This window comes from Salinicoccus luteus DSM 17002, from assembly GCF_000712035.1.
GTDB classification, from domain to species: domain Bacteria; phylum Bacillota; class Bacilli; order Staphylococcales; family Salinicoccaceae; genus Salinicoccus; species Salinicoccus luteus.
In genome coordinates, this window is sequence record NZ_JONV01000007.1 from 98,768 (window position 1) to 118,785 (window position 20,018).

Genomic DNA, 20,018 nt, shown 5'->3' on the forward strand with positions numbered 1-20,018 from the left:
AATGATCACTATGTTGAAGAAGGAAAACATTCTAATGGACCAGACAGTGAGTTCGAAGGAGGAGGCAATTGAAATGGCGGGCAGGCTGCTCGTGCAGCAGGGCGCCGTCGAGGAGGCCTACATCGACTCCATGCTGGAGCGGGAAAAGGTCGTCTCCACCTTCATGGGGAATGGGCTGGCAATCCCCCACGGCACAGACGAAGGGAAAACCTCCGTCATAGAGAGCGGCCTCTCCCTGGTACAGGTGCCGGCCGGTGTTGATTTTGACGGGAATGAAGCCAAAGTCGTACTCGGTATTGCCGGCAAGGATAATGAGCACCTTGACATGCTTCAAAAAATAGCAGTGCTCTTCTCTGAAGAGGAAAATGCCGAGCAGGTCATCAATGCATCTTCTGCCGACGAAATCATCGCACTCTTTGAAAATGAGGAGATATGATATGAAAGCCGTTCATTTTGGTGCCGGAAACATCGGTCGTGGGTTCATCGGCAAAGTACTGCATGATAACGGATATGAAATCACATTCGCAGACGTCAATGATGAAATCATAGACGCGCTGAACAGGGACCAGAAATATACTGTGCATATCGCCGAAGAGAATGGCGACGCCTATGAAATCAGCGGAGTGAAAGGTGTCCATACCGCACAGGACAAAGAAGATTTGGCCCAGGCTATAGCGGAGGCCGATATCATCACGACAGCAGTCGGCGCCAATATTCTGCCGATCATCGCTAAAACCATTGCCCCCCACCTGGAACAGCGCGGGGAAGGCAGGCCGCTCAACATTATCGCCTGTGAAAATGCCGTCCTTGCTACAGATACGCTGAAGACGGCCATCGCTTCAGAAGTCGGTACGCATGCATTCACCAACATCGGCTTCCCGAACTCTGCAGTGGACCGCATCGTACCGATTCAGAAGAACGAAAATATCCTTGATGTGAAGGTCGAGCCTTTCTACGAATGGGTCATCGAAGCCGACAGCTGGATGGGTGATGACAAGCTCGATGGCGTGAACTATGTTCCCGACCTCATGCCCTATATCGAAAGGAAGCTGTTCACTGTAAACACAGGACACGCCGCCATCGCCTATTACGGAAAGACGCTCGGCTACAGAAGCGTTTCGGAAGCGATGCAGGACGATGAAGTCGTCGTCTTCCTGAAGAATGTGCTCAATGAGACGACCCTCTACCTCACAGAAAACTACGACTTTACGCAGGCAGAACAGTCCCAGTATATCGACAAGATCATCGGCAGGTTCAAAAACCCATATCTCTCCGATGACCTCAACCGTGTCGGCCGGGGCGTGCTCAGGAAACTCGGTCCGAATGACCGCATCATCAAACCGCTCGTGTACCTGCATGAAAACGGCCACGACCACGATGCATTGTCGGAACTGGTTGTGCATGCCCTGAAGTTCGACAACCAGGATGATCCTGAACAGGTCGAGATGAATCAGACCATCTCTGAGAAGGGCATCACGCATTTCCTCTCCACACACAGCGGTCTGGGTCAGGGATTGTTGGAAGAGATTGAAGCAAAAATCTGATATGAATGCCCCGGCTCAATGAGCCGGGGCATTTTCACGTTGGATATATATATATATATGATTCAAGCAAAAACACACTGAACTTTTCGACATCTATGTTAATTCTAGAAGAAAGCCGGGTAAAGTTCCTATAGAGTCTAAAATATTCAGGAGGTATTTTAATGTCCAGGAAAAAAGATGAACTGAATCAAAGGGACACGATTGACAATACGAAGGAAGCGCCACTGACCACGAACCAGGGACTGCCGATGAGCGAAGATGAATTCTCACTCAAGGCGGGTGAACGCGGACCCACCTTGATGGAGGACTTCCACTTCCGTGAAAAGATGACCCACTTCGACCATGAACGGATTCCGGAGCGTATCGTCCATGCCCGCGGATTCGCAGTACATGGTGAATTTGAAGTATATGAATCGCTGGAAAAATATACGCGGGCCAAATTCCTTACCGAGCCCGGCAAGAAGACGCCGGTATTCACCCGCTTCTCCACAGTGGCCGGCAACCGCGGATCGATGGACATCCCGCGTGACGTGCGCGGTTTTGCGACGAAGTTCTATACTGAAGAAGGTAACTTCGATCTTGTGGCCAACAACATGCCGGTATTCTTCATGCAGGATGCAATCAAATTCCCCGATTTCGTCCATGCCGTAAAACCTGAACCACACAATGAAATCCCACAGGCCGCTTCCGCCCACAATACATTCTGGGACTGGGTATCGGAAAACACCGAAAGCGCCCATATGGTCATGTGGCTGATGAGTGACCGTGCCATTCCGAGAAGCCTCACGATGATGGAAGGCTTCGGCGTCCATACGTTCAGGCTGGTCAATGCAGAGGGCAAAAGCCACTTCGTCAAATTCCACTGGAAACCGAAATTTGGTACCCATCAGGTACTCTGGGATGAGGCACAGATGATCAACGGCAAAAACATAGACTTCAACCGCATGGAACTGTGGCAGAACATCGAGAAAGGCATTCCTGCGGAATTCGAGTTGGGACTGCAGGTCATCCCTGAAGAAGACGAATTTGAAATGGAATTCGACATCCTGGACCCCACCAAGATATGGCCGGAAGAGGAAGTGCCTGTGCAGATCGTCGGGAAGCTGACATTGAACCAGAACGTGGACAACTACTTTGCAGAGACCGAGCAGGTTGCGTTCCACCCTGGACACGTCGTTCCCGGCATCGACTTCACCAATGATCCATTGCTTCAGGGCCGACTGTTCTCCTATACGGATACCCAGCTGATCCGTCTCGGCGGACCGAACTTCCATCAGATTCCAATCAACCGTCCAATCTGTCCATTCGCCAACAACCAGCGTGACGGCTACAACCAGATGTACATCCATAAGGGGAAAACCTCATATCACAAAAACGCCATGAACAATAATCAGCCTGAACCGTTGGCTGCTGAAAAAGGAGGATACGAGCATTACAGCGAGAAGGTCGAAGGCAGGAAAGTCCGTGCCAGGAGTGAAAGCTTCACGGACCACTTCAGTCAGGCCAAACTCTTCCTGAATTCCATGTCGGAAACAGAAAGGCAGCATATATATGATGCCTTGAGCTTTGAACTGGGCAAATGTGATATGGAAATTCGGGAGAATGCCATCTACAAGCTGTTGAACAAAATAGACCGTGACATGACTGAATATGTCGCTGACAGGGTCGGTGTGGAAGCTCCACCGGAAGTGGAGGAATCCACCTACTCCAAACGCTCCCCAGCCCTCAGCATGGAAAATACCAACTTCTCCCTCGAAACACGCACAGTCGGTGTCATGCTCACACCGGATGTCGCTGAACAGACGTTGAAGGAGACGAAGTCCAAGCTTGAAGAGAAAGGACTCCAGGTTACGTTCATAGCCGATAAGATATACAGGATTGGGGACATCACTGTCGATGAAACATTCGATACCGTCCACTGTGTCCTCTTCGATTCAATGATCCTATTGAAAGGTGAGGAACAACCGCCTGCACCGGTCATCGAAAACCTGGAAATTGCGTATAAGCATAAGAAGGCAATCGGATACGGCATCGATTCCGGTGATATATTCGATATGCTCTCCTTCACCAAGGAAGACAAAGGTGTCGCAGACATTGAACAGGACCTCGACGGCTTCCTCGAAGCGGTCAAAGGCCACAGGGTCTGGGACAGATAGTTTCCATTATTTTCTCCCTCCTATTCAGGAGGGAGTTTTTTATGTCCATGCGGATCGTCATCCTCTGCGCCTCTTCGAAAAGTGTCACATATTATCTTTTGACCACCCCTCCCCAGCGTGATAGAATATGAAATGTTTCAATTAGTTGAGCATACTCAACAATCAAGCGGGGTCTGGTATTATGAAAAGGAAAAATGACATCGTACATAACCTGAGAGACATATACGGATACGGCTACACGAAAGTTTTCAGCGATGTGACGGATTCCGTCGCGCGCATGCATATTTCGAAGACCCAGATGGACATCATCAAGTATATCTACCTCAAAGGCCATGCTACACCCTCTGCACTTGCTTCGGAGCTGAATGTGCAAAGGAGTGCGATTACGCATACCGTCAAAAAGCTCGAACGCAAGAACCTGGTGACGGTCAAGCAGAACGAGCTGACGAATGACAGGCGTTCCAAGCTCATCTACATGACCCATGATGCAGAGGAACTGCTGGAGGAATTCATGGACAATATCCTTGAAAAGATCAGGGAAGATGTCGGTGAACTGTCCCAGGAGGAAGAACGCACACTGCACGATGCCACACTGACAATATTGAAATACATACCTGGAGGTATACACGATGAAACACATTCTTAAGTTCAAATGGCCGATTACGGCACTGATGCTCATTTTTGCCGTAACAACCTATATCCTTGCTCCCAACCTCACCCAATTGGCCGCAGAGAAGGGAGATGTCCAGCTGTCCGACGATTCTCCAAGTGAACAGGCACGCCAGTTCCTTGAAGAATATGACCAGGATAAGGAAATGATGTCACTCGTCCTCGAATTCGATGGGGAAGTCATGCCAAATGAATCAGACATCCTTTCATACATTGAAGAAATTGAGTCGGTTGAAGGCGTGGAAAATGTCATCAATCCTTTTGAGTTTGAAGACGATGTGCAGGAAAACTTCATCAATGATGAAAATGGGGTCATCATGATACCGATGGATTATGTCGGCCCCGTCAATGACATCAGCAGTGTCGCCGATTCCATCGAAGAGATGAACCCAACCGAAGCCGACACATCGATGACTTCCAATGAACTGATCCAGAAGACGGTCGAGCAGGATGCCATGGAAGGCATCCAGTCCACTGAAATGTTTACCGTGATCATCGTCGTAGCAGTACTGCTGCTCATGTTCCGCTCCATCGTCACACCATTCATACCTGTAGCGGTGGTCGGTGTTGCCTACCTGATCGGGCAGTCATTCGTTGCCTGGTTCGTGGAATGGTTCGGGTTCCCGATCTCGCCACAGACCCAGAGTTTCCTGATCGTTATCCTGTTCGGTATCGGAACCGACTACTGTATCCTTCTGCTCAATCGCTTCAAGGAGGAGCTCGAGCACCATGACAAGTATGATGCCATCATCCGCACCTTCTCCACAGGGGGCAAGACGGTCTTCATCAGCGGACTTTCCGGTGCAATCGTGTTCGGTGTCCTATATTTTGCAAACTTTGAGATATACCGTTCTGCAGTCGGCGTGGCACTTGGTGTCGTCTTCCTGCTGCTGTCGATCTTCACCCTGCTTCCCGCCCTCATGCATCTGCTCGGCAAGTACATATTCTGGCCGAACATCAAGAAGACGGAGTTCAAAGAAAGCAGACTATGGACGCCACTCGGCATATTCTCGCTGAAGTATCCGACCCGCATCATCTTCTCCATCTTCGCCATACTGATTGCGGTGGCCCTCTTCTATGATGACGAAGTGAACTTCGACTCCATAGAGGAACTGGATAATGAATACTCTGCAGTACATGCGACAAATGTCGTCAGCGAGAATTTCGATGAGGGGCAGCTGTTCCCGGTTCAAGTCATCGTATCCAACGGGGACGACCTGTTGACCCAGGAGAGCCTTTCAAGGCTCGATGCCGTAGCCTCCACAGTCTCAAGCCTTGAAGGCGTCCAGGAAGTCCAGACCATCACACGGCCGGCCGGCGAAGAGATTGAGGACCTTGGTGTCCGCAATCAGCTTGAGCAGGCCAATGAAGGCATTGCCGATATGCAGGAAGGATTGACCGAGATATCGGAGGGACTGACCGAAGCCAGTGACAGCCTTGCCAACAATGATATGGGCGGCGGGGACCTTTCCGAGCTTGAATCCGGCATAGATGAAATCAACAGCAATATCGGCCAGATCACCGGGTACATGGCACAGACCGGTGATGTAGAAGGTGCGGCCCAGCAGCTGTCCCAGGTACAGGAAGGATTGACCACCCTCTCCGGGGAGGTCTCTGCTGCCAATACCCAGATGAATGAACAGCAGGCAGCCGCAAATGAGCAGCTGACGGAGCTCTCCAACGGATTGAGCGATTCCGCCGAAGGGATAGATGAGATTCAGGATGGACTCGAGGAAGCGTCCACCCTCCTTGGTGAAATCAGTGAAAATGAAGCCGTCGACCAGACGGGCATCCATGTTCCCCAGTCATTCATCGACAACGATGACATTCAGGACGCTGTAGACCAATATGCATTCGGAGATAATGAAGCGCTGATCATGAACGTCATTCTGGCCGATGATCCATACAGCCATGAAGCCATGGCGACACTGAATGAGGTCGAGGAGACCGTGGATGGTGAACTCCAGCGTCTCGACCGAGAATCCACAGAATCCTATTTCTCCGGTGTAACAAGCATGAACCGGGATTTGAATCAGATTTCGAATGACGACTACAATCGTGTCGTAACGATATTCATACTGACATTGTTTGTCATTCTGGCCATCATCTTCAGGTCCCTGATCCTGCCGATTTCAATGATCAGCTCCATATTCATCACCTATTTCGCATCTGTAACCATTACGCAATGGCTGCTCGGATTCTTCGGCTATGGTGAATTGAACTGGGCCGTGCCGTTCTTCAGTCTGATCATATTCGCAGCACTCGGCATCGACTACTCCATATTCATCATCGACCGGTTCAGGGAGGAACTGACGGGACGCAGCATACGTGATGCCATTGAACAGTCCATCAGACGCATGGGTGGCGTCGTCATAACGGCGGTCATCATCCTGTCCGGTACATTTGCCGCCCTGCTGCCATCCGGCATGATCATCCTGATCCAGGTTGCAAGCATCATCATATTCGCCCTGCTCTTCTATGCCTTCATCGTACTGCCGCTTCTCGTGCCGGCATTCGTGATCACATTCGGCCGCGGCAACTGGTGGCCGTTCAGAATGCCAGGCGGCAGAGAGCGTGAAAATAAGTTTAGGGACAAGGAATAACGGGTAAATATTAAAAGTTAAGAAGAATCGAGGAGTGAATATATGCCTTCACAAAAAAGTTCAGGTGTTGCAGCAGTCCTGAGTGCCCTGATCAACGGGCTGGGACAGATCTATAACGGTCAGATTCTGAAAGGAATCATCATCATTCTCCTGCAAGTCATCAATGGTGCCCTGACAATCGTACTGATCGGCTACATTTTCCTGCCAATCGTATGGCTGTATGCTGTCATTGACGCGTACCGCAGTGCAGAAAAGATAAATGCAAGAAACTTCCGCAGATATGGCAGATAAATAAAGCAGGCCCATGGCCTGCTTTTCTTTTATCACAATATATGGATATGGTATAATTTCACTGAAGGGTGTGATAACGTATGGAAATTTTTGGTCTTTTTGCAGGCCTTGCCATCATCGGCATATTGCTGGCCATCTTCTTTTTCCTTCTTGGAATCGTCAAGTGGCTGCTGCAGGGCTACTTCCTTTTCCGCGTCGCGGAGAAGAAGAACCTGGATATGCCATTGCTCGGCTTCGTGCCATTCGGCACGTTCTATCTGGGCGGCCAGATGTACGACGGCCATATAACAGAACGCGGCCAGTTCAATCCCAAGACCATCGGTCTCGTATTCGCGATCGTCGGCATCGTCATCTATATCATGGGGCTTTCCATCGGTGATATTGCGATCAGCTATGTGCTCATGGAATCCATTGTCTTCCTGGGCATCTTCAAGGCGTATACGAAGAATCTCGGCGTCGCTGCACTGCTTGCCCTCTTGAACTTTGTGACCGCCGGCATTGCAGCCATCGTCATCCTCTTCCTCTACAACCGTAAGCTGGAAGAAGATGCATTTGGTGTCGTGGATGAAACAGGCGAACAGTATAAGAGCATTTAAGCATAAAACGGTCCTGACGAATTCGTCAGGACTGTTTTTTCATATTCTCCATCATTCCATTTCCAGTTCAAGCAGCCGGTCATCACCTTCTGATGGATCTCCCCGGCCATCGGTATTATTCGTGATGGTATAGAGCCGGTTTTCTTCCACCCGCACGTCCCGCATCCTGCTGCCTTCGTCATAAAAAGTCGAAGGGGCATTCGATGACAGATCGAAAGCGACCACTTCATTGCCCCTCAACGCTGCGATATAGAGGGTGCCGTCATCATGGGCGATGCCTGAAGGGGCCCAGGTGTCCGAACCGGTGTGGTAGAACGGCGTCTCCATCCCCGCCTCTTCCTCATCTCCTTCGATCAGCGGCCATCCATAGTTGGCACCGGATACGATGACATTGACTTCATCATGGCCGCTCGCCCCATGTTCAGTGGCGTAAAGCGTACCCTCTTCATCCCATGCCAGACCCTGCGGGTTTCGATGTCCGTAGCTGTACACTTCCGTACCGAACGGATTATCTTCCGGGATGGAGCCATCGAGTGCGACCCTCAATATCTTGCCCGCCAAACTGTTCCTGTCCTGACTGTATTCTCCATTTCCGGCGTCTCCCGTTGTGATATAGAGGTGGCCGTCCGGCCCGATGTCCATCCTTCCGCCGTTATGGATATTCGCCCCGGGGATATCCTCAACAACGACATCGGACTCAAACCAGGACGAGCCGTCCCGTGTCATCTCAACGACCCGGTTCTTCTCCCCGCCATCCGAATACGTGTGATAGAGGAAGGCGGTGTCAGGGTCATCGGGGTGCAGGATGAATCCGAGCAGTCCCCCTTCTCCCGATGCATGGGTCTCCTGTTCGAGTTCAAGGGACTGGGCAGTGGTTTCACCGTCAGTCACCAGCTTCAGGACGCCTCCCCTTTCGGAAATATAGAAGCCCTCCTCCGCTTTCTCGATCATCCAGGGCGTCTCAAGGTCTTCCGCCAGGATTTCTGCCTCATCCGGACCATTGCTCGCCGCTTCATTGCTGCACGCTCCAATCATGAGAATCACCAACAGAACAATTCCCCTCTTCATTGCATCCCCCCTTCCCCGGATTATTTTACGTTCAGTATCGCCTGGTACAATATCTCCGCCCCATTTGCCAGTGCCGAGTGTTCGAACGTCATATTCGGATGATGGAGCCCCGGCTTCAGATCGCAGCCGAGCCCGAGCATGGCCCCCTTCAATTCAGGCATCTTGACCGTATAGTAGTGGAAATCATCGCCGCCGCTCGTCACGATCGGCTCGAGGCACTTTTCCTCTCCAAGCACATCCACAATCGATGTGCGCAGTACATCAATCGCATCCTGGTGGCTCTCGCTTGCCACAATGCCCGAGAACTCCATATCTTCAATCTTCACATCATAGATTTCCTCGATGTTCCTGAGGATATTGAAGACGCGCTCTTTCAGTTTCTCCATCTGTTCGTTGGTCTGGGCACGCATATCAATGCCGCACTCCGCACTTCCCGGTATGATGTTCAGCGACTTGCCGCCGGACAGGAACCGTGTCATCTTGACCGAGGAGGGTACAATCGGATTGATGTGTATTTTGGAGAGCATGTTGACGATGTCCGTACCGACTTCGATGGCATTATGGTTCAGGTGCGGCCTCGCACCATGTGCATCCTCACCGACGATCCTGAATTGGAGTGATCCGGCAGCACCATGCTCGATGCTCGGTGCGGCGTATCCATTGACCGCCTCCTCTATCGGCCTCAGGTGAATGCCGAAAAAGTAGTCCAGATTATCCACGACGCCTTCGTCCACAACGGACAGTGCGCCCGTCCCGACTTCTTCGGCAGGCTGGAAAATGAACCGCACGCCTCTCGATTCAAGCGCCGTGTCATCCTTTATTTTCAGCATCGTGCCAATGACCATTGAGGTATGTGCATCATGTCCGCAGGAGTGGTTCGCCCGCTTGACGCCATCCACCTCCTGAAACAGTGCGTCTATATCCGCCCGGATGCCGATGATCGGATTGCCGTCATCAAAATTCCCCACATCACAGTATAGTCCCGTCGTATTGCTGAACTTCACAGGACTGAACCCCGCTTCTTTGAGATAATTGTATATGTACTCCGTGGTCTCGACCTCCTCATAGCTCAGTTCAGGGTGTGCATGCATATGATCAAAAACTTCCTTCATCTTTTCATCTATCATATTTTAATCTCCTTCCATACAAATTATTGAATATTCATTCACTCTTCATTATAATACATTATTAATTACTTGAAAATTCAAACAAGGGGGCTTTGATCGTGAAAGGAAATGATTCAACCGAAGAAAACGACAGAAAGCGCGAAAAGAGGGGGTTCCGCCTGCCGGATGCCTACGCCATACTTTTTTTCTTCCTCGTCCTCGCAGCAGCAGCGACATACATAATTCCAGCGGGAACCTTTGAAACCGAGCAGTCGGCAGAAGGCATCGATGTCATCATACCCGGCACCTACAGCATCATCGATTCGAACCCGGCCGGATTCCTCGATATCTTCAGCGCAATCGTCGAGGGGCTCGTCAGTACAGCCAACCTGATCTTCCTCGTCCTGATCATCGGCGGTGTATTTGCCGTCATCGAGCGGACCGGCGCCATCGATGCACTGGTCACGAAGATCATCCGCATCACCCGGAATAAGGAATGGCTGCTCATCGCTCTCGTCATGATCGTATTCTCCATATTCGGCACACTCGGCATCATCGTCAATGCGGTCATCGCCTTCATTCCGCTCGGCATCATCCTTGCCCGATCGATGAAGATGGACGCCATCATCGGGGTCTCGATCATCTATCTCGGTGCCTATGTCGGTTTCGGGGTGGCGATTCTCGACCCGCTCACAATCGGGTTCGCCCAAGAGATTGCTGAAATTCCGCTCTTCTCCGGCGCACCTGAGCGCGTCGTCATGTACATCATCACGCTTGTCGCGACCATGGCCTACGTCATCTGGTATGCGAACCGCATCAAGAAGGATCCGGAACGCAGCATATTGAAGGGCAATCCATTCCCCAAAAGTCCAACGGAGGCGGAAGGTCTCGGCCAGCAGGACATGAAGCTGAAGCACATCCTCGTGCTGCTCGCGCTCGCGGGCGGCATCGGCGCCTATGTCACTGGGGTGTTCGTGGCTGAATGGAGCCTTGGTGAGATGTCCGCCGTATTCCTTGTCATCATGGTGGCCACAGCGATCATCGGCAGAATCCATGTGAATGAGATGATTTCCACTTTCATCGAAGGGGCAAATACAGTACTCTACGGTGCCCTAATCATCGGGATGGCCCGTTCCATTGTCGTGCTGCTCGAACAGGGCATGATCCTGGACAGCATCGTCAACTTCATGGCGATCATCATGGATCCCTTCTCAAGCACGATGGGGGCGATCATGATGTTCATCGCCAACGGCCTGTTCAACCTGATCGTCACTTCCGGCAGTGGCCAGGCGGCCATCGTCATGCCGATCATGGCACCGCTTGCCGACATCATGGACTTCCCGCGTCAGATCGCCGTGCAGGCATACACGATGGGTGACGGCTTCACCAACATCATCACCCCATTGTCCGGCGTGCTGATGGCAAACCTTGCCATCGCAGGCGTCCCGTACACCAAATGGTTCAGGTTCGCCCTGCCGCTTGTACTTATGTGGTATGTCCTCGGCATTATCTATATAATTGTACTTGTAGCAATAAACTGGGGTCCAGTATAGGAGGAAGAACAATGAATATTAAAGAAATCAAACTGCACCAGCTCCTGATGAAGATGAAGACGCCATTCACGACGAGCTTCGGTACACAGCAGGATCGACACATCACAATCGTTGAAGCGATAGATGACACCGGCCGTTCCGGCTTCGGGGAATGCGTCTCCGGGGAAGACCCGCTCTATTCCGAGGAGTTCATGGATGCATCCATCATCGCGATGAAGAAATATTTCGCACCGATCGTCATCCATGAGGAAATCAATCATCCGGATGACGTATGGGAAAAGTTCAAGCCGTTCAAAAGGAACAACATGGCCAAATCGGCAATTGAAGGGGCCGTCTGGGACCTCTACGCCAAGCAGAATGACATGACGCTTGCTGAAGCCATCGGAGGCAAAAAGGAGAAGGTCGACGTCGGTGTTTCCTTGGGTCTCGAGGATACGGATGAACTGCTCCTCGAGAAAGTGAAAGAGAAGGTCGATGAAGGGTACAAGCGGATCAAGGTGAAGATCAAACCCGGACGCGATGTGGAAATGATCCGCAGGATCAGGGACCGCTTCGGCGACATCCCGCTCATGGTGGATGCGAACTCCGCCTATACGCTCGATGATATGGAGACGCTGAAGGCACTTGATGAATTCAACCTGATGATGATCGAACAGCCACTCGCTGCCGGCGACCTCATCGACCACGCCAAACTGCAGAGGGAAATCAAGACGCCGGTATGCCTCGATGAAAGTATCGATTCCTATGAAGCCGCACGCGGCGCCATCGAACTCGGCAGCTGCCGGATCATCAACGTAAAGGTCGGCCGGGTCGGCGGCATCACCCAATCCAAAAAGATCCACGACCTGGCAGCCGAGCATGACATCCCGCTATGGTGTGGCGGCATGCTCGAAGCAGGCGTCGGTCGCCTGCACAACATCGCCATCACAACGCTCGGCAACTTCATCCTGCCGGGTGATACCGCTTCATCCAGCCGGTACTGGTATGAAGACATCATCACACCGGAAGTCGTCGCCGAAGACGGCATCGTCGAAGTGAGCAGGGAGCCGGGCATCGGTTCTACAGTCGACTTCCGCAAAATGGAGCAGTACCTGCAGAAGACGGAGTCCATTACAGAAGCAGACACCGTCGATATGATCTTCTATGATTGATTGGAACAGGAAAAGAACACGGACGGCGCATGCGCCGTCCGTGTTCTTTTTTTGTGGCGGGTGATTGGGGAGTGGAGATTCAACTTGCAGTCGTGCCCTGCTTCTGTGGCAGGTTGCCGGCTCTCCTACGCCTCAAGCGCTGTCCTGATTCCAAAGAGTATCAGGACCACGCCGGCGCCTTTAGCGAGCCAGTTCTGGAACGTTCTGCTCTTGAGCCATCTCTTCATTATGTTTACAAGTTCGACAACCACGAGGAACCACACTGTAGAAATCCCGATCAGTATGCCGGCGAGTATGATCAGCTGCTGGTTCTCTCCGATGCTGCCGCCGACTGTCATGAACTGCGGCATGATGGTGATGTAGAGCAGGAGGACTTTCGGATTGAAGATGTTGCTGATGAGCCCCTGCCTGAAGGATGCCTTCACATGTCCCCTCACCTTGCCGCTCCCCTCCTTCAGGTTGTCCATTGAGACAAGCTGTCCTGCTGTGAAGCTCTTGATTCCTATGTAGACGAGGTAGGCTGCACCGATGTACTTTATTGTACTGAATAAAAGGATTGAATTTGCGATGACGACCGCCAGGCCGATGACCGCGATGAATGTCCAGAACAGGTGGCCGAGAATGATGCCGAGAATCGTCACCCTTCCCGCGCTGCTGTTGTAGTTCAGCGTATTCTTCATGATGATCATCATGTCCGCACCCGGCAACATGGCCAGTATGAGCACGACTGTACTGTATGCGAGCAGGTTATCCATTGCATCGTCTCCTATTTTCTTTTCAGTTCCATCACGACAATTTCAGGATGGTTGAATACGCGGAATGGAAACCGGCTGTTTCCGAGCCCCCGGCTGACGACCATGCGCGTGCCGTTCCTCTCATGGATGCCCTCACTGTATTTCGGCAGGACGCCCTGATGCGGTGCATAAAGCCCTTTGACAACCGGCAGCCGTATCTGTCCGCCATGAGCGTGCCCGGTGAACACAAGGTCTACCGGATATCTGCCGTATACATGAAGCAGTTCGGGGCGGTGGGAGAGCACGATGGTGAAGCGGTCATCCCTTCCTTCGAGCCGATGTTCGAGATCCCGCTCAAAGTCTTCCACCACCTGATGATCCCCGTCCTCTCCATAGAACCACAGATCCTCCATGCCGATCAGACGGATATACTCATTGCCGATATAGAGCCGGTCGTTGCGCCTGCTGATATTTTTCATGCCTGAAACTTCAATCGCCCGCTCCAGCCTGCCGAACCTTTTGTAGTGGGCTTCATGGTTCCCCGTCACATAATAGGTCGGCAGGATTTCCACCAGCTGTCTGACCAGATTCATGGACCGCCTGAAGTTGGGTGTACGCCGGTCGATGATGTCCCCGGTGACGAATATCACATCCCCATCGATCTTTCTGATCTTCCTGATCAGCTTGGAAGAACGCCAGCCGAACCAGCCATTGTGGAAATCCGAGACTTGGATGATCTTATAGCCATCAAACGCATACGGTACATGCTCCGACTCGTGTGTGTAGTATGTAGTGACAATGTCCTTGTCCTCTTTATATAAAAAGCGTGCCAATGCTATAAAAAATCCTAACAGGATTTGGGAGATCCTCATATGATTACCTCGATTTTTTATTTCTATTATAGAGCATATTGGCACGCCTTGAAACATATATTCTATTTTTCGTCATCTACATATTTGCCGTGTGAAGGCAGCGCAATTTCATCGAAGTTTTCCACCAGTCTTTCGAGTCCTTCACGCAGTTCCTCATCCTGAAGTGACTTTCCGTGGCCGAAAACTGCCGTATTCGGCTTGATGGACTGAAGTTTTTCAACCGACGCGCGGGCCGCTTCCCAATCCGTCGTGAAATATACCGGCGGCCCCTGTATTTCCTTCTTCTGGGCCATCACCTTGTAGAGGGAGTCCTGCTGGACGGTCACAAATGCATCACCAACAATCAATGTGCCATCGGATGAACGGTAGAGGGAGACATGTCCGTCAGTATGCCCCGGCGTGTGGATCCATTCGAAACCGGGCATATGCGGCACAGTGCCATCTGCCGGCAATGCCTGCACATTATCGCCAAGGTCGATCGGCTCTTTCGGGAACATTGAGGCCGTCTTCGCCATCATACCCCCTTCAACGGTGGGATCCGGGTCCGGATAGGGCTCCTGCCCCATCAGATAAGGCAACTCTATCTTATGGGCATAGACGGGGGTGTCCCATTTCTCAATCAGTTCAATGATTGAACCGACATGGTCGAAGTGGCCATGCGTCAGGATGATCGCTTCCGGCCTTGCCCCTTCCCCAAAACGTGCTTCGACCGCTTTGATGATTTCATCCGCAGAATCCGGCAGTCCTGCATCCACCAGCACAAACCGGCTCTCGTCCGGATGTCCGACCATGTGTACATTCACTATCTTATTCGTGTAGGTGCAAAGGTCCGGGAGCACTTCCGTCGTTTTGCCACTTTCCATCGAATACGCGGGCACTTTCTTGTAGTCGCTGCCATACTGCATTCTACTCATAATCATCCTCCTTTTATTTTGAAGTATCCAGCATACATTTACCCGGTATCCGGCCATCTATTCCAAAAATGAAAGAATCTGAATTCAGACGGAGAAATATGCATATTTGACCATGCAGCGCATATGGTAGAATGTATTCGAGGTGATAGGAAATGGAAAAAATCAAACTCGGCGGCTCTTCGCTCGAAGCCTCCCGAATTATACTCGGCTGCATGCGCATCGCAGATATGGACGATCGGAAACTCGCCAGCCATGTCAACAGGGCAGTTGAACTCGGTATCAACCTGTTCGACCATGCAGACATTTATGGCGCCGGGGAATGCGAGCGCAAGTTCAGCAAAGTGCTCGCTACGGAAGTGGATCGCGAAAATATACTGATCCAGAGCAAGTGCGGCATCCGTTATGCCAACAGCACCAATAGAAAGGAAGACCAGTACTATGACCTGTCCAGGGACTATATTCTGGACTCAGTCGACGGCATTCTCGAACGGCTCGGTACAGATTACCTGGATCTCCTGATGCTGCATCGTCCGGATGCCCTGATGGAACCTGGAGAAATCGCGGAAGCCTTTGACCGGCTGCATGACAGCGGCAAAGTCAGGCATTTCGGACTGAGCAACTTCCATGCCGCACAGTTCGACTTCGTGCAAAAGCATACGGATCATCAGCTCATCACCAATCAGGTCCAGTTCGGGGTCGGCGCCCCGCATATGGTCAACAGCCGGATGCAGGCCAATACGCCATTCGATGGCGCTGGAGACCGGGATGGCGGCCTGCTCGACCATTCCCGCCTGAATGACATCACACTGCAGGCGTGGTCCCCCTTCCATTACGGCTACTTCGAAGGCATCATAATGGATGATCCGAAATACAGAACGCTCAATGATGTATTGGAAGACATCGGCCAGTCCCATGGACTGACAAAAAATGCGGTTGCGGTCGCCTGGATACTCAGACATCCGGCCAATATGCAGACCATCATCGGCACGACCGACACTACAAGGCTCGAGGACATCGCAAAAGCCGGGGATGTTGCATTGACCCGGGAAGAATGGTACCGCATCTATAAGGCCGCCGGCCATATATTGCCATAGGAAAAGAAATCTCCCGCCAGTTTTCTGGCGGGAGATTTTGTATGGGCTGGAGCAGTTATATGTTTTATTTGCTTTGTCCCACGTGCCGGGGACAGATGCATCATCGCTTCCACCGCGCTACTTCCGGTCGGCCGGATAGATGATGCCTGCACTTTCCCTTGCCTTTTCGAAGGTTTCCATCACTGCCACTGAGTGCGCAAGCCATTCGGATGCAGCCTTATGATCACCTGCTTGGTAAACCGCTTCAAAATCCTCAAGCTCCGCAACCATATTGTTCGGATTCTGTCCGAGGTCGATCAATTCTTCCTCTCCATCGACCACCACTTCGACCGAGTCGATGATATTGGCGGAGCCATTGACTTTGATGTATCCCGCGTCCCCCTGGAGGAGGACGCTGTTTTCGCTTTTTGTATCCTTCGAGCCGATGCATGTAGCGACACTATTCCCATACTGCAGCACGCAGGCACCGGATGTATCGACGCCCCCTTCAAATTTGTTCGGGACATAGGTGACCGCTTCCGGCCGGCCAAGCAGCCTGATGACGAAATGCAGATTGTAGATATTCAGGTCGGCGAGTGCCCCGCCTGAGAATTCCAGATTGAACACGTTCGGGACCTCTCCGCCCTTCAGCTTGTCATAGCGGCTCGAGTACTGGGAGTAGTTCGCCTGGATGATTTTAAGCTCCCCGACCTTGTGCAGTTCCCGCCCAATCGCCTTGAAGTGCGGCAGATGGATGCCCGTTACGGCTTCAAACAGGAACAGCCCCTTATCCCTGCTCAATTCGATGAGGGTTTCGAGTTCCTCCACGGTGGAAGTGAACGGCTTCTCACATATGACATGCTTGCCCGCTTCCAGGGCCGCTTTTGCATATGCATAGTGGAGGCTGTTCGGCGAAGCGACATAGACCGTGTCGTACCCACCGTCAGCAAGCATCTCCTCTGCATCCGTAAAATAGTTCTGAACCGTATGCTTCTCCGCAAATGCCTTTGCCCGCTCCTCCGTGCGTGAATATACACCGTATACTTCAATTCCCTCGACCTGCCTGGCCGCCTCCATGAAACGATCTACGATGAACCCTGTACCGATGGTTGCTATTTTCATTGGAACCCTTCCTTTTTCTGTTTTATCTATAGTTTAACACATCAATATCACTCAAGTGCACACTTGAATAACGACGGGAATAGGATATAATATAATCAAATACTCATTTGAATGAGGGGATACGATGGAAATAAAAACATGTGATATAGAAAGCGTTGATGTCGACAAGGTTTCCCGGGTGAAAGCGCGTATTGATGCAGATGCGGTGGGAAAAGTCGCTGCCATCTTCAAGGCCCTCGGCGAGGTGAACCGCACACGGATCGTCAAGGCCCTGAGCCTGGAGGAGGCACTCTGTGTATGTGATATCGCCACCATCATCGATGCAACCATCGCCACGACTTCCCATCATCTGCGTTCATTGCACAGACAGGGCATCATAAAATCAAGGAAAGAAGGAAAAATGGTGTACTACAGTCTCGACGACGACCATATCCGACAGATTGTCAGTATGGCCTTCCTTCACCAGGAGGAGCTGACCCATCATGGCGAATGACAAGACAACCTACCGTATCGATGGATTCTCCTGTGCAAACTGCGCCCGCACCTTCGAGAAGAATGTTCAGCAGATAAAGGGCGTCGAAGATGCCCAGGTCAATTTCGGCGCTTCGAAAATAACCGTCCAGGGCGCCGCCACTGTAGAAGATATTGAGAAGGCAGGCGCCTTTGAACAGCTCAAAGTCGTGAATGCCAGCGGTCCTGCACCAGAAAGGCAGTCCTTCTTCAAAAAACACCGCATGGTCATTCTCTCAGCCATATTGATGCTCATCGGTTTCGGCCTCGTCATCTACTATGGCGGACAGAACCCCGTGACCACAGGCTTCTTTCTGGCCTCAGTCGTCACCGGCGGCTACAGGATGTTCTGGACCGGCTTGAACAACCTGACAAGACTGCGCTTTGACATGAAGACATTGATGACCGTCGCCATCATCGGCGCCGCCCTGATTGGGGAGTGGCCGGAGGCCTCAGTCGTCGTGGTGCTGTTTGCTATCAGCGAGGCCCTGGAGAGATATTCCATGGATAAGGCCCGGACCTCCATCCAGTCCCTTATGGAAATCGCTCCGAACACCGCTTCCGTGAAAACACAGGACGGCATCCGTGAAGTTGAAGTCGGAGATGTACAGATCCGGGACACAATCGTCGTCCGACCAGGTGAAAAACTGCCGATGGACGGCGTAATCTCCTCCGGGCATTCAAGCATCAACCAGTCCGCCATAACGGGAGAATCGCTGCCTGTTGAAGTATCCGGCGGCGAAGAAGTCTATGCCGGTACGCTCAACCAGAATGGCTACTTGGAAATTGAAGTGACGAAGAATGTAGAAGATACGACCATTGCGAAAATCATCCAGCTTGTGGAAGAGGCGCAGGAGAAGCGCGCCCCGGCACAGCAGTTCGTCGACCAGTTCGCCAAATACTATACGCCGGCAATCATGATGATTGCGGTGATGGTTGCGGTCATCCCCCCTCTCCTTTTCGGTGCCGAATGGATGACCTATATCTATCAAGGACTCGCGATACTCGTCGTCGGATGCCCGTGCGCCCTCGTCATCTCCACCCCGATTGCGATCGTCTCCGCCATTGGAAATGCTGCGAACAGGGGCGTATTGATCAAGGGCGGCGTCCACCTGGAGAAGATTGGCCAAAGCAGCCTTGTGGCCTTCGATAAGACGGGCACATTGACGAAGGGCGAGCCGCATGTCACAGACTTCGAAGCGGCTTCCGGCCGCTCACGGGAAGAAGTGCTCGCCATCACAGCTGCACTTGAATCCCACTCCGAGCATCCCATCGCCCAGTCGGTCATCAAGTATGCAGAGTCGGAAGGCATCCGTTATAGCGATATCGATATTAACCGGTTCAAAGCTGTGACAGGCACAGGTATTTCCGGGGAAATAGGACAGCACTTCTACGAAATCAGAAAGCCTGATGATGATGCGTTGTCGGTACAGTACCAGGACGCCGGCAAGACTGCCATGATCATCACAGAAGATGGCCATATCATCGGCCATATTGCCGTAATGGATGAGCTGAGGGAATCAAGCAGGCCAGCAATAGAAAAACTTCATAACCTTGGCATCCAGACAGCCATGTTGACCGGGGACAATGGAAACACAGCCGGCGCGATTGCACGTACACTCGGCATTGACAAGATATACGCAGGTCTTATGCCGGAAGACAAGCTCGATACCATCGAGGACCTGAAGAAGGATCATACCGTAGCGATGGTCGGAGACGGCATCAATGATGCACCAGCACTCGCGACCGCCAATGTCGGTGTCGCCATGGGCAAAGGGACCGATACTGCGCTTGAAACTGCGGATATGGCACTGATGGGCAACAGCATCCACCATCTCCCGTTTGCCATCGGGTTGAGCAGGAGAACATTGAACATCATCAAGGCCAATATCTCCTTCGCCATCATCATCAAAGTCATCGCACTGCTGCTCGTCATTCCAGGATGGCTGACTCTATGGATCGCCATCTTATCCGATATCGGCGCCACACTCATCGTTGCATTGAACGGGCTCAGGCTCCTGCACATGAAAGAGTAATGTATGCAAAGAAGGCGGTC

18 protein-coding genes are annotated in these 20,018 nt (G+C 51.8%); 12 read left to right on the forward strand and 6 right to left on the reverse strand.

What is annotated here, in order from left to right:
- Position 1 precedes the first annotated feature (1 nt).
- From BO53_RS0103220 to BO53_RS0103250, 7 genes are all read left to right on the forward strand, one after another.
- The gene (locus BO53_RS0103220; protein ID WP_031545374.1) at positions 2–436 is read left to right on the forward strand and encodes a PTS mannitol transporter subunit IIA; all 435 of its coding nucleotides are present in this window, start codon (positions 2–4) and stop codon (positions 434–436) included.
- 1 nt (position 437) lies between these two features.
- Positions 438–1,544, forward strand: coding sequence for a mannitol-1-phosphate 5-dehydrogenase (locus BO53_RS0103225; RefSeq protein WP_031545377.1), 1,107 nt, complete (start codon positions 438–440; stop codon positions 1,542–1,544).
- 161 nt (positions 1,545–1,705) lie between these two features.
- The gene (locus BO53_RS0103230; RefSeq protein WP_031545379.1) at positions 1,706–3,700 is read left to right on the forward strand and encodes a catalase; all 1,995 of its coding nucleotides are present in this window, start codon (positions 1,706–1,708) and stop codon (positions 3,698–3,700) included.
- 181 nt (positions 3,701–3,881) lie between these two features.
- Positions 3,882–4,346, forward strand: coding sequence for a MarR family winged helix-turn-helix transcriptional regulator (locus BO53_RS0103235; protein ID WP_031545381.1), 465 nt, complete (start codon positions 3,882–3,884; stop codon positions 4,344–4,346).
- Positions 4,330–6,972, forward strand: coding sequence for an MMPL family transporter (locus tag BO53_RS0103240; protein WP_031545382.1), 2,643 nt, complete (start codon positions 4,330–4,332; stop codon positions 6,970–6,972). The genes BO53_RS0103235 and BO53_RS0103240 overlap by 17 nt, the downstream gene beginning before the upstream one ends.
- A gap of 42 nt (positions 6,973–7,014) precedes the next feature.
- Positions 7,015–7,263 (forward strand): hypothetical protein, encoded by a 249-nt coding sequence (locus BO53_RS0103245; protein WP_031545384.1) that lies wholly within the window; start codon positions 7,015–7,017, stop codon positions 7,261–7,263.
- Positions 7,264–7,343: 80 nt separating this feature from the next.
- Entirely contained in the window at positions 7,344–7,859 is a 516-nt protein-coding gene (locus BO53_RS0103250) for a hypothetical protein (RefSeq protein ID WP_051682987.1), read from the forward strand.
- A gap of 51 nt (positions 7,860–7,910) precedes the next feature.
- Here BO53_RS0103250 and BO53_RS0103255 read toward each other — a convergent pair whose 3' ends face one another.
- Both BO53_RS0103255 and BO53_RS0103260 read right to left on the reverse strand, forming a co-directional pair.
- Positions 7,911–8,927 (reverse strand): PQQ-dependent sugar dehydrogenase, encoded by a 1,017-nt coding sequence (locus tag BO53_RS0103255; protein ID WP_031545389.1) that lies wholly within the window; start codon positions 8,925–8,927, stop codon positions 7,911–7,913.
- A gap of 20 nt (positions 8,928–8,947) precedes the next feature.
- Positions 8,948–10,054, reverse strand: a complete 1,107-nt coding sequence (locus BO53_RS0103260; protein WP_031545391.1) for an amidohydrolase — start codon at positions 10,052–10,054, stop codon at positions 8,948–8,950.
- A gap of 98 nt (positions 10,055–10,152) precedes the next feature.
- On the opposite strand from BO53_RS0103260, the gene BO53_RS0103265 reads away from it, so the two are divergent.
- Positions 10,153–11,586 (forward strand): YfcC family protein, encoded by a 1,434-nt coding sequence (locus BO53_RS0103265; RefSeq protein WP_031545393.1) that lies wholly within the window; start codon positions 10,153–10,155, stop codon positions 11,584–11,586.
- Positions 11,587–11,597: 11 nt separating this feature from the next.
- Entirely contained in the window at positions 11,598–12,737 is a 1,140-nt protein-coding gene (menC, locus tag BO53_RS0103270; RefSeq protein ID WP_031545395.1) for an o-succinylbenzoate synthase, read from the forward strand.
- 125 nt (positions 12,738–12,862) lie between these two features.
- On the opposite strand, the gene BO53_RS0103275 is transcribed toward menC, so the two are convergent.
- The 3 genes from BO53_RS0103275 to BO53_RS0103285 all read right to left on the reverse strand — a co-directional run bounded on the left by BO53_RS0103275 (position 12,863) and on the right by BO53_RS0103285 (position 15,260).
- On the reverse strand, positions 12,863–13,492 hold the full coding sequence (locus BO53_RS0103275) for a LysE family translocator (RefSeq protein WP_031545397.1): 630 nt from the start codon (positions 13,490–13,492) through the stop codon (positions 12,863–12,865).
- A gap of 11 nt (positions 13,493–13,503) precedes the next feature.
- Positions 13,504–14,304: a metallophosphoesterase gene (locus BO53_RS0103280; protein WP_245608180.1), complete on the reverse strand. Its 801-nt coding sequence runs from the start codon at positions 14,302–14,304 to the stop codon at positions 13,504–13,506.
- 101 nt (positions 14,305–14,405) lie between these two features.
- Entirely contained in the window at positions 14,406–15,260 is an 855-nt protein-coding gene (locus BO53_RS0103285) for an MBL fold metallo-hydrolase (protein WP_245608192.1), read from the reverse strand.
- A 149-nt stretch (positions 15,261–15,409) separates the two neighbouring features.
- Between BO53_RS0103285 and BO53_RS0103290 the strand changes: the two genes are divergently transcribed.
- Positions 15,410–16,351 carry an aldo/keto reductase gene (locus tag BO53_RS0103290; protein ID WP_031545403.1) on the forward strand — a complete coding sequence of 314 codons (942 nt, stop codon included), beginning with the start codon at positions 15,410–15,412 and terminating at the stop codon, positions 16,349–16,351.
- Between the two features lie 117 nt (positions 16,352–16,468).
- Here the strand turns inward: BO53_RS0103290 and BO53_RS0103295 are convergent, their stop codons facing one another.
- Complete coding sequence (locus BO53_RS0103295) at positions 16,469–17,452, reverse strand: Gfo/Idh/MocA family protein (protein ID WP_031545404.1); 984 nt, start codon at positions 17,450–17,452, stop codon at positions 16,469–16,471.
- Positions 17,453–17,576: 124 nt separating this feature from the next.
- Between BO53_RS0103295 and BO53_RS0103300 the strand changes: the two genes are divergently transcribed.
- Together BO53_RS0103300 and BO53_RS0103305 are read left to right on the forward strand one after the other, a co-directional pair.
- Positions 17,577–17,945 (forward strand): ArsR/SmtB family transcription factor, encoded by a 369-nt coding sequence (locus tag BO53_RS0103300; protein WP_031545406.1) that lies wholly within the window; start codon positions 17,577–17,579, stop codon positions 17,943–17,945.
- The gene (locus BO53_RS0103305; RefSeq protein ID WP_031545407.1) at positions 17,935–19,998 is read left to right on the forward strand and encodes a heavy metal translocating P-type ATPase; all 2,064 of its coding nucleotides are present in this window, start codon (positions 17,935–17,937) and stop codon (positions 19,996–19,998) included. Before BO53_RS0103300 ends, BO53_RS0103305 begins: the two co-directional genes overlap by 11 nt.
- The last annotated feature ends 20 nt before the right edge of the window (positions 19,999–20,018 follow it).

Excerpts from the sequence above, each read along its gene's own strand:
- BO53_RS0103220 (WP_031545374.1), top strand. The coding sequence starts at position 2 with ATGATCACTATGTTGAAGAAGGAAAACATTCTAATGGACCAGACAGTG.
- BO53_RS0103225 (WP_031545377.1), top strand. The coding sequence starts at position 438 with ATGAAAGCCGTTCATTTTGGTGCCGGAAACATCGGTCGTGGGTTCATC.
- BO53_RS0103230 (WP_031545379.1), top strand. The coding sequence starts at position 1,706 with ATGTCCAGGAAAAAAGATGAACTGAATCAAAGGGACACGATTGACAAT.
- BO53_RS0103235 (WP_031545381.1), top strand. The coding sequence starts at position 3,882 with ATGAAAAGGAAAAATGACATCGTACATAACCTGAGAGACATATACGGA.
- BO53_RS0103240 (WP_031545382.1), top strand. The coding sequence starts at position 4,330 with ATGAAACACATTCTTAAGTTCAAATGGCCGATTACGGCACTGATGCTC.
- BO53_RS0103245 (WP_031545384.1), top strand. The coding sequence starts at position 7,015 with ATGCCTTCACAAAAAAGTTCAGGTGTTGCAGCAGTCCTGAGTGCCCTG.
- BO53_RS0103250 (WP_051682987.1), top strand. The coding sequence starts at position 7,344 with ATGGAAATTTTTGGTCTTTTTGCAGGCCTTGCCATCATCGGCATATTG.
- BO53_RS0103255 (WP_031545389.1), bottom strand. The coding sequence starts at position 8,927 with ATGAAGAGGGGAATTGTTCTGTTGGTGATTCTCATGATTGGAGCGTGC.
- BO53_RS0103260 (WP_031545391.1), bottom strand. The coding sequence starts at position 10,054 with ATGATAGATGAAAAGATGAAGGAAGTTTTTGATCATATGCATGCACAC.
- menC (WP_031545395.1), top strand. The coding sequence starts at position 11,598 with ATGAATATTAAAGAAATCAAACTGCACCAGCTCCTGATGAAGATGAAG.
- BO53_RS0103275 (WP_031545397.1), bottom strand. The coding sequence starts at position 13,492 with ATGGATAACCTGCTCGCATACAGTACAGTCGTGCTCATACTGGCCATG.
- BO53_RS0103290 (WP_031545403.1), top strand. The coding sequence starts at position 15,410 with ATGGAAAAAATCAAACTCGGCGGCTCTTCGCTCGAAGCCTCCCGAATT.
- BO53_RS0103295 (WP_031545404.1), bottom strand. The coding sequence starts at position 17,452 with ATGAAAATAGCAACCATCGGTACAGGGTTCATCGTAGATCGTTTCATG.
- BO53_RS0103300 (WP_031545406.1), top strand. The coding sequence starts at position 17,577 with ATGGAAATAAAAACATGTGATATAGAAAGCGTTGATGTCGACAAGGTT.
- BO53_RS0103305 (WP_031545407.1), top strand. The coding sequence starts at position 17,935 with ATGGCGAATGACAAGACAACCTACCGTATCGATGGATTCTCCTGTGCA.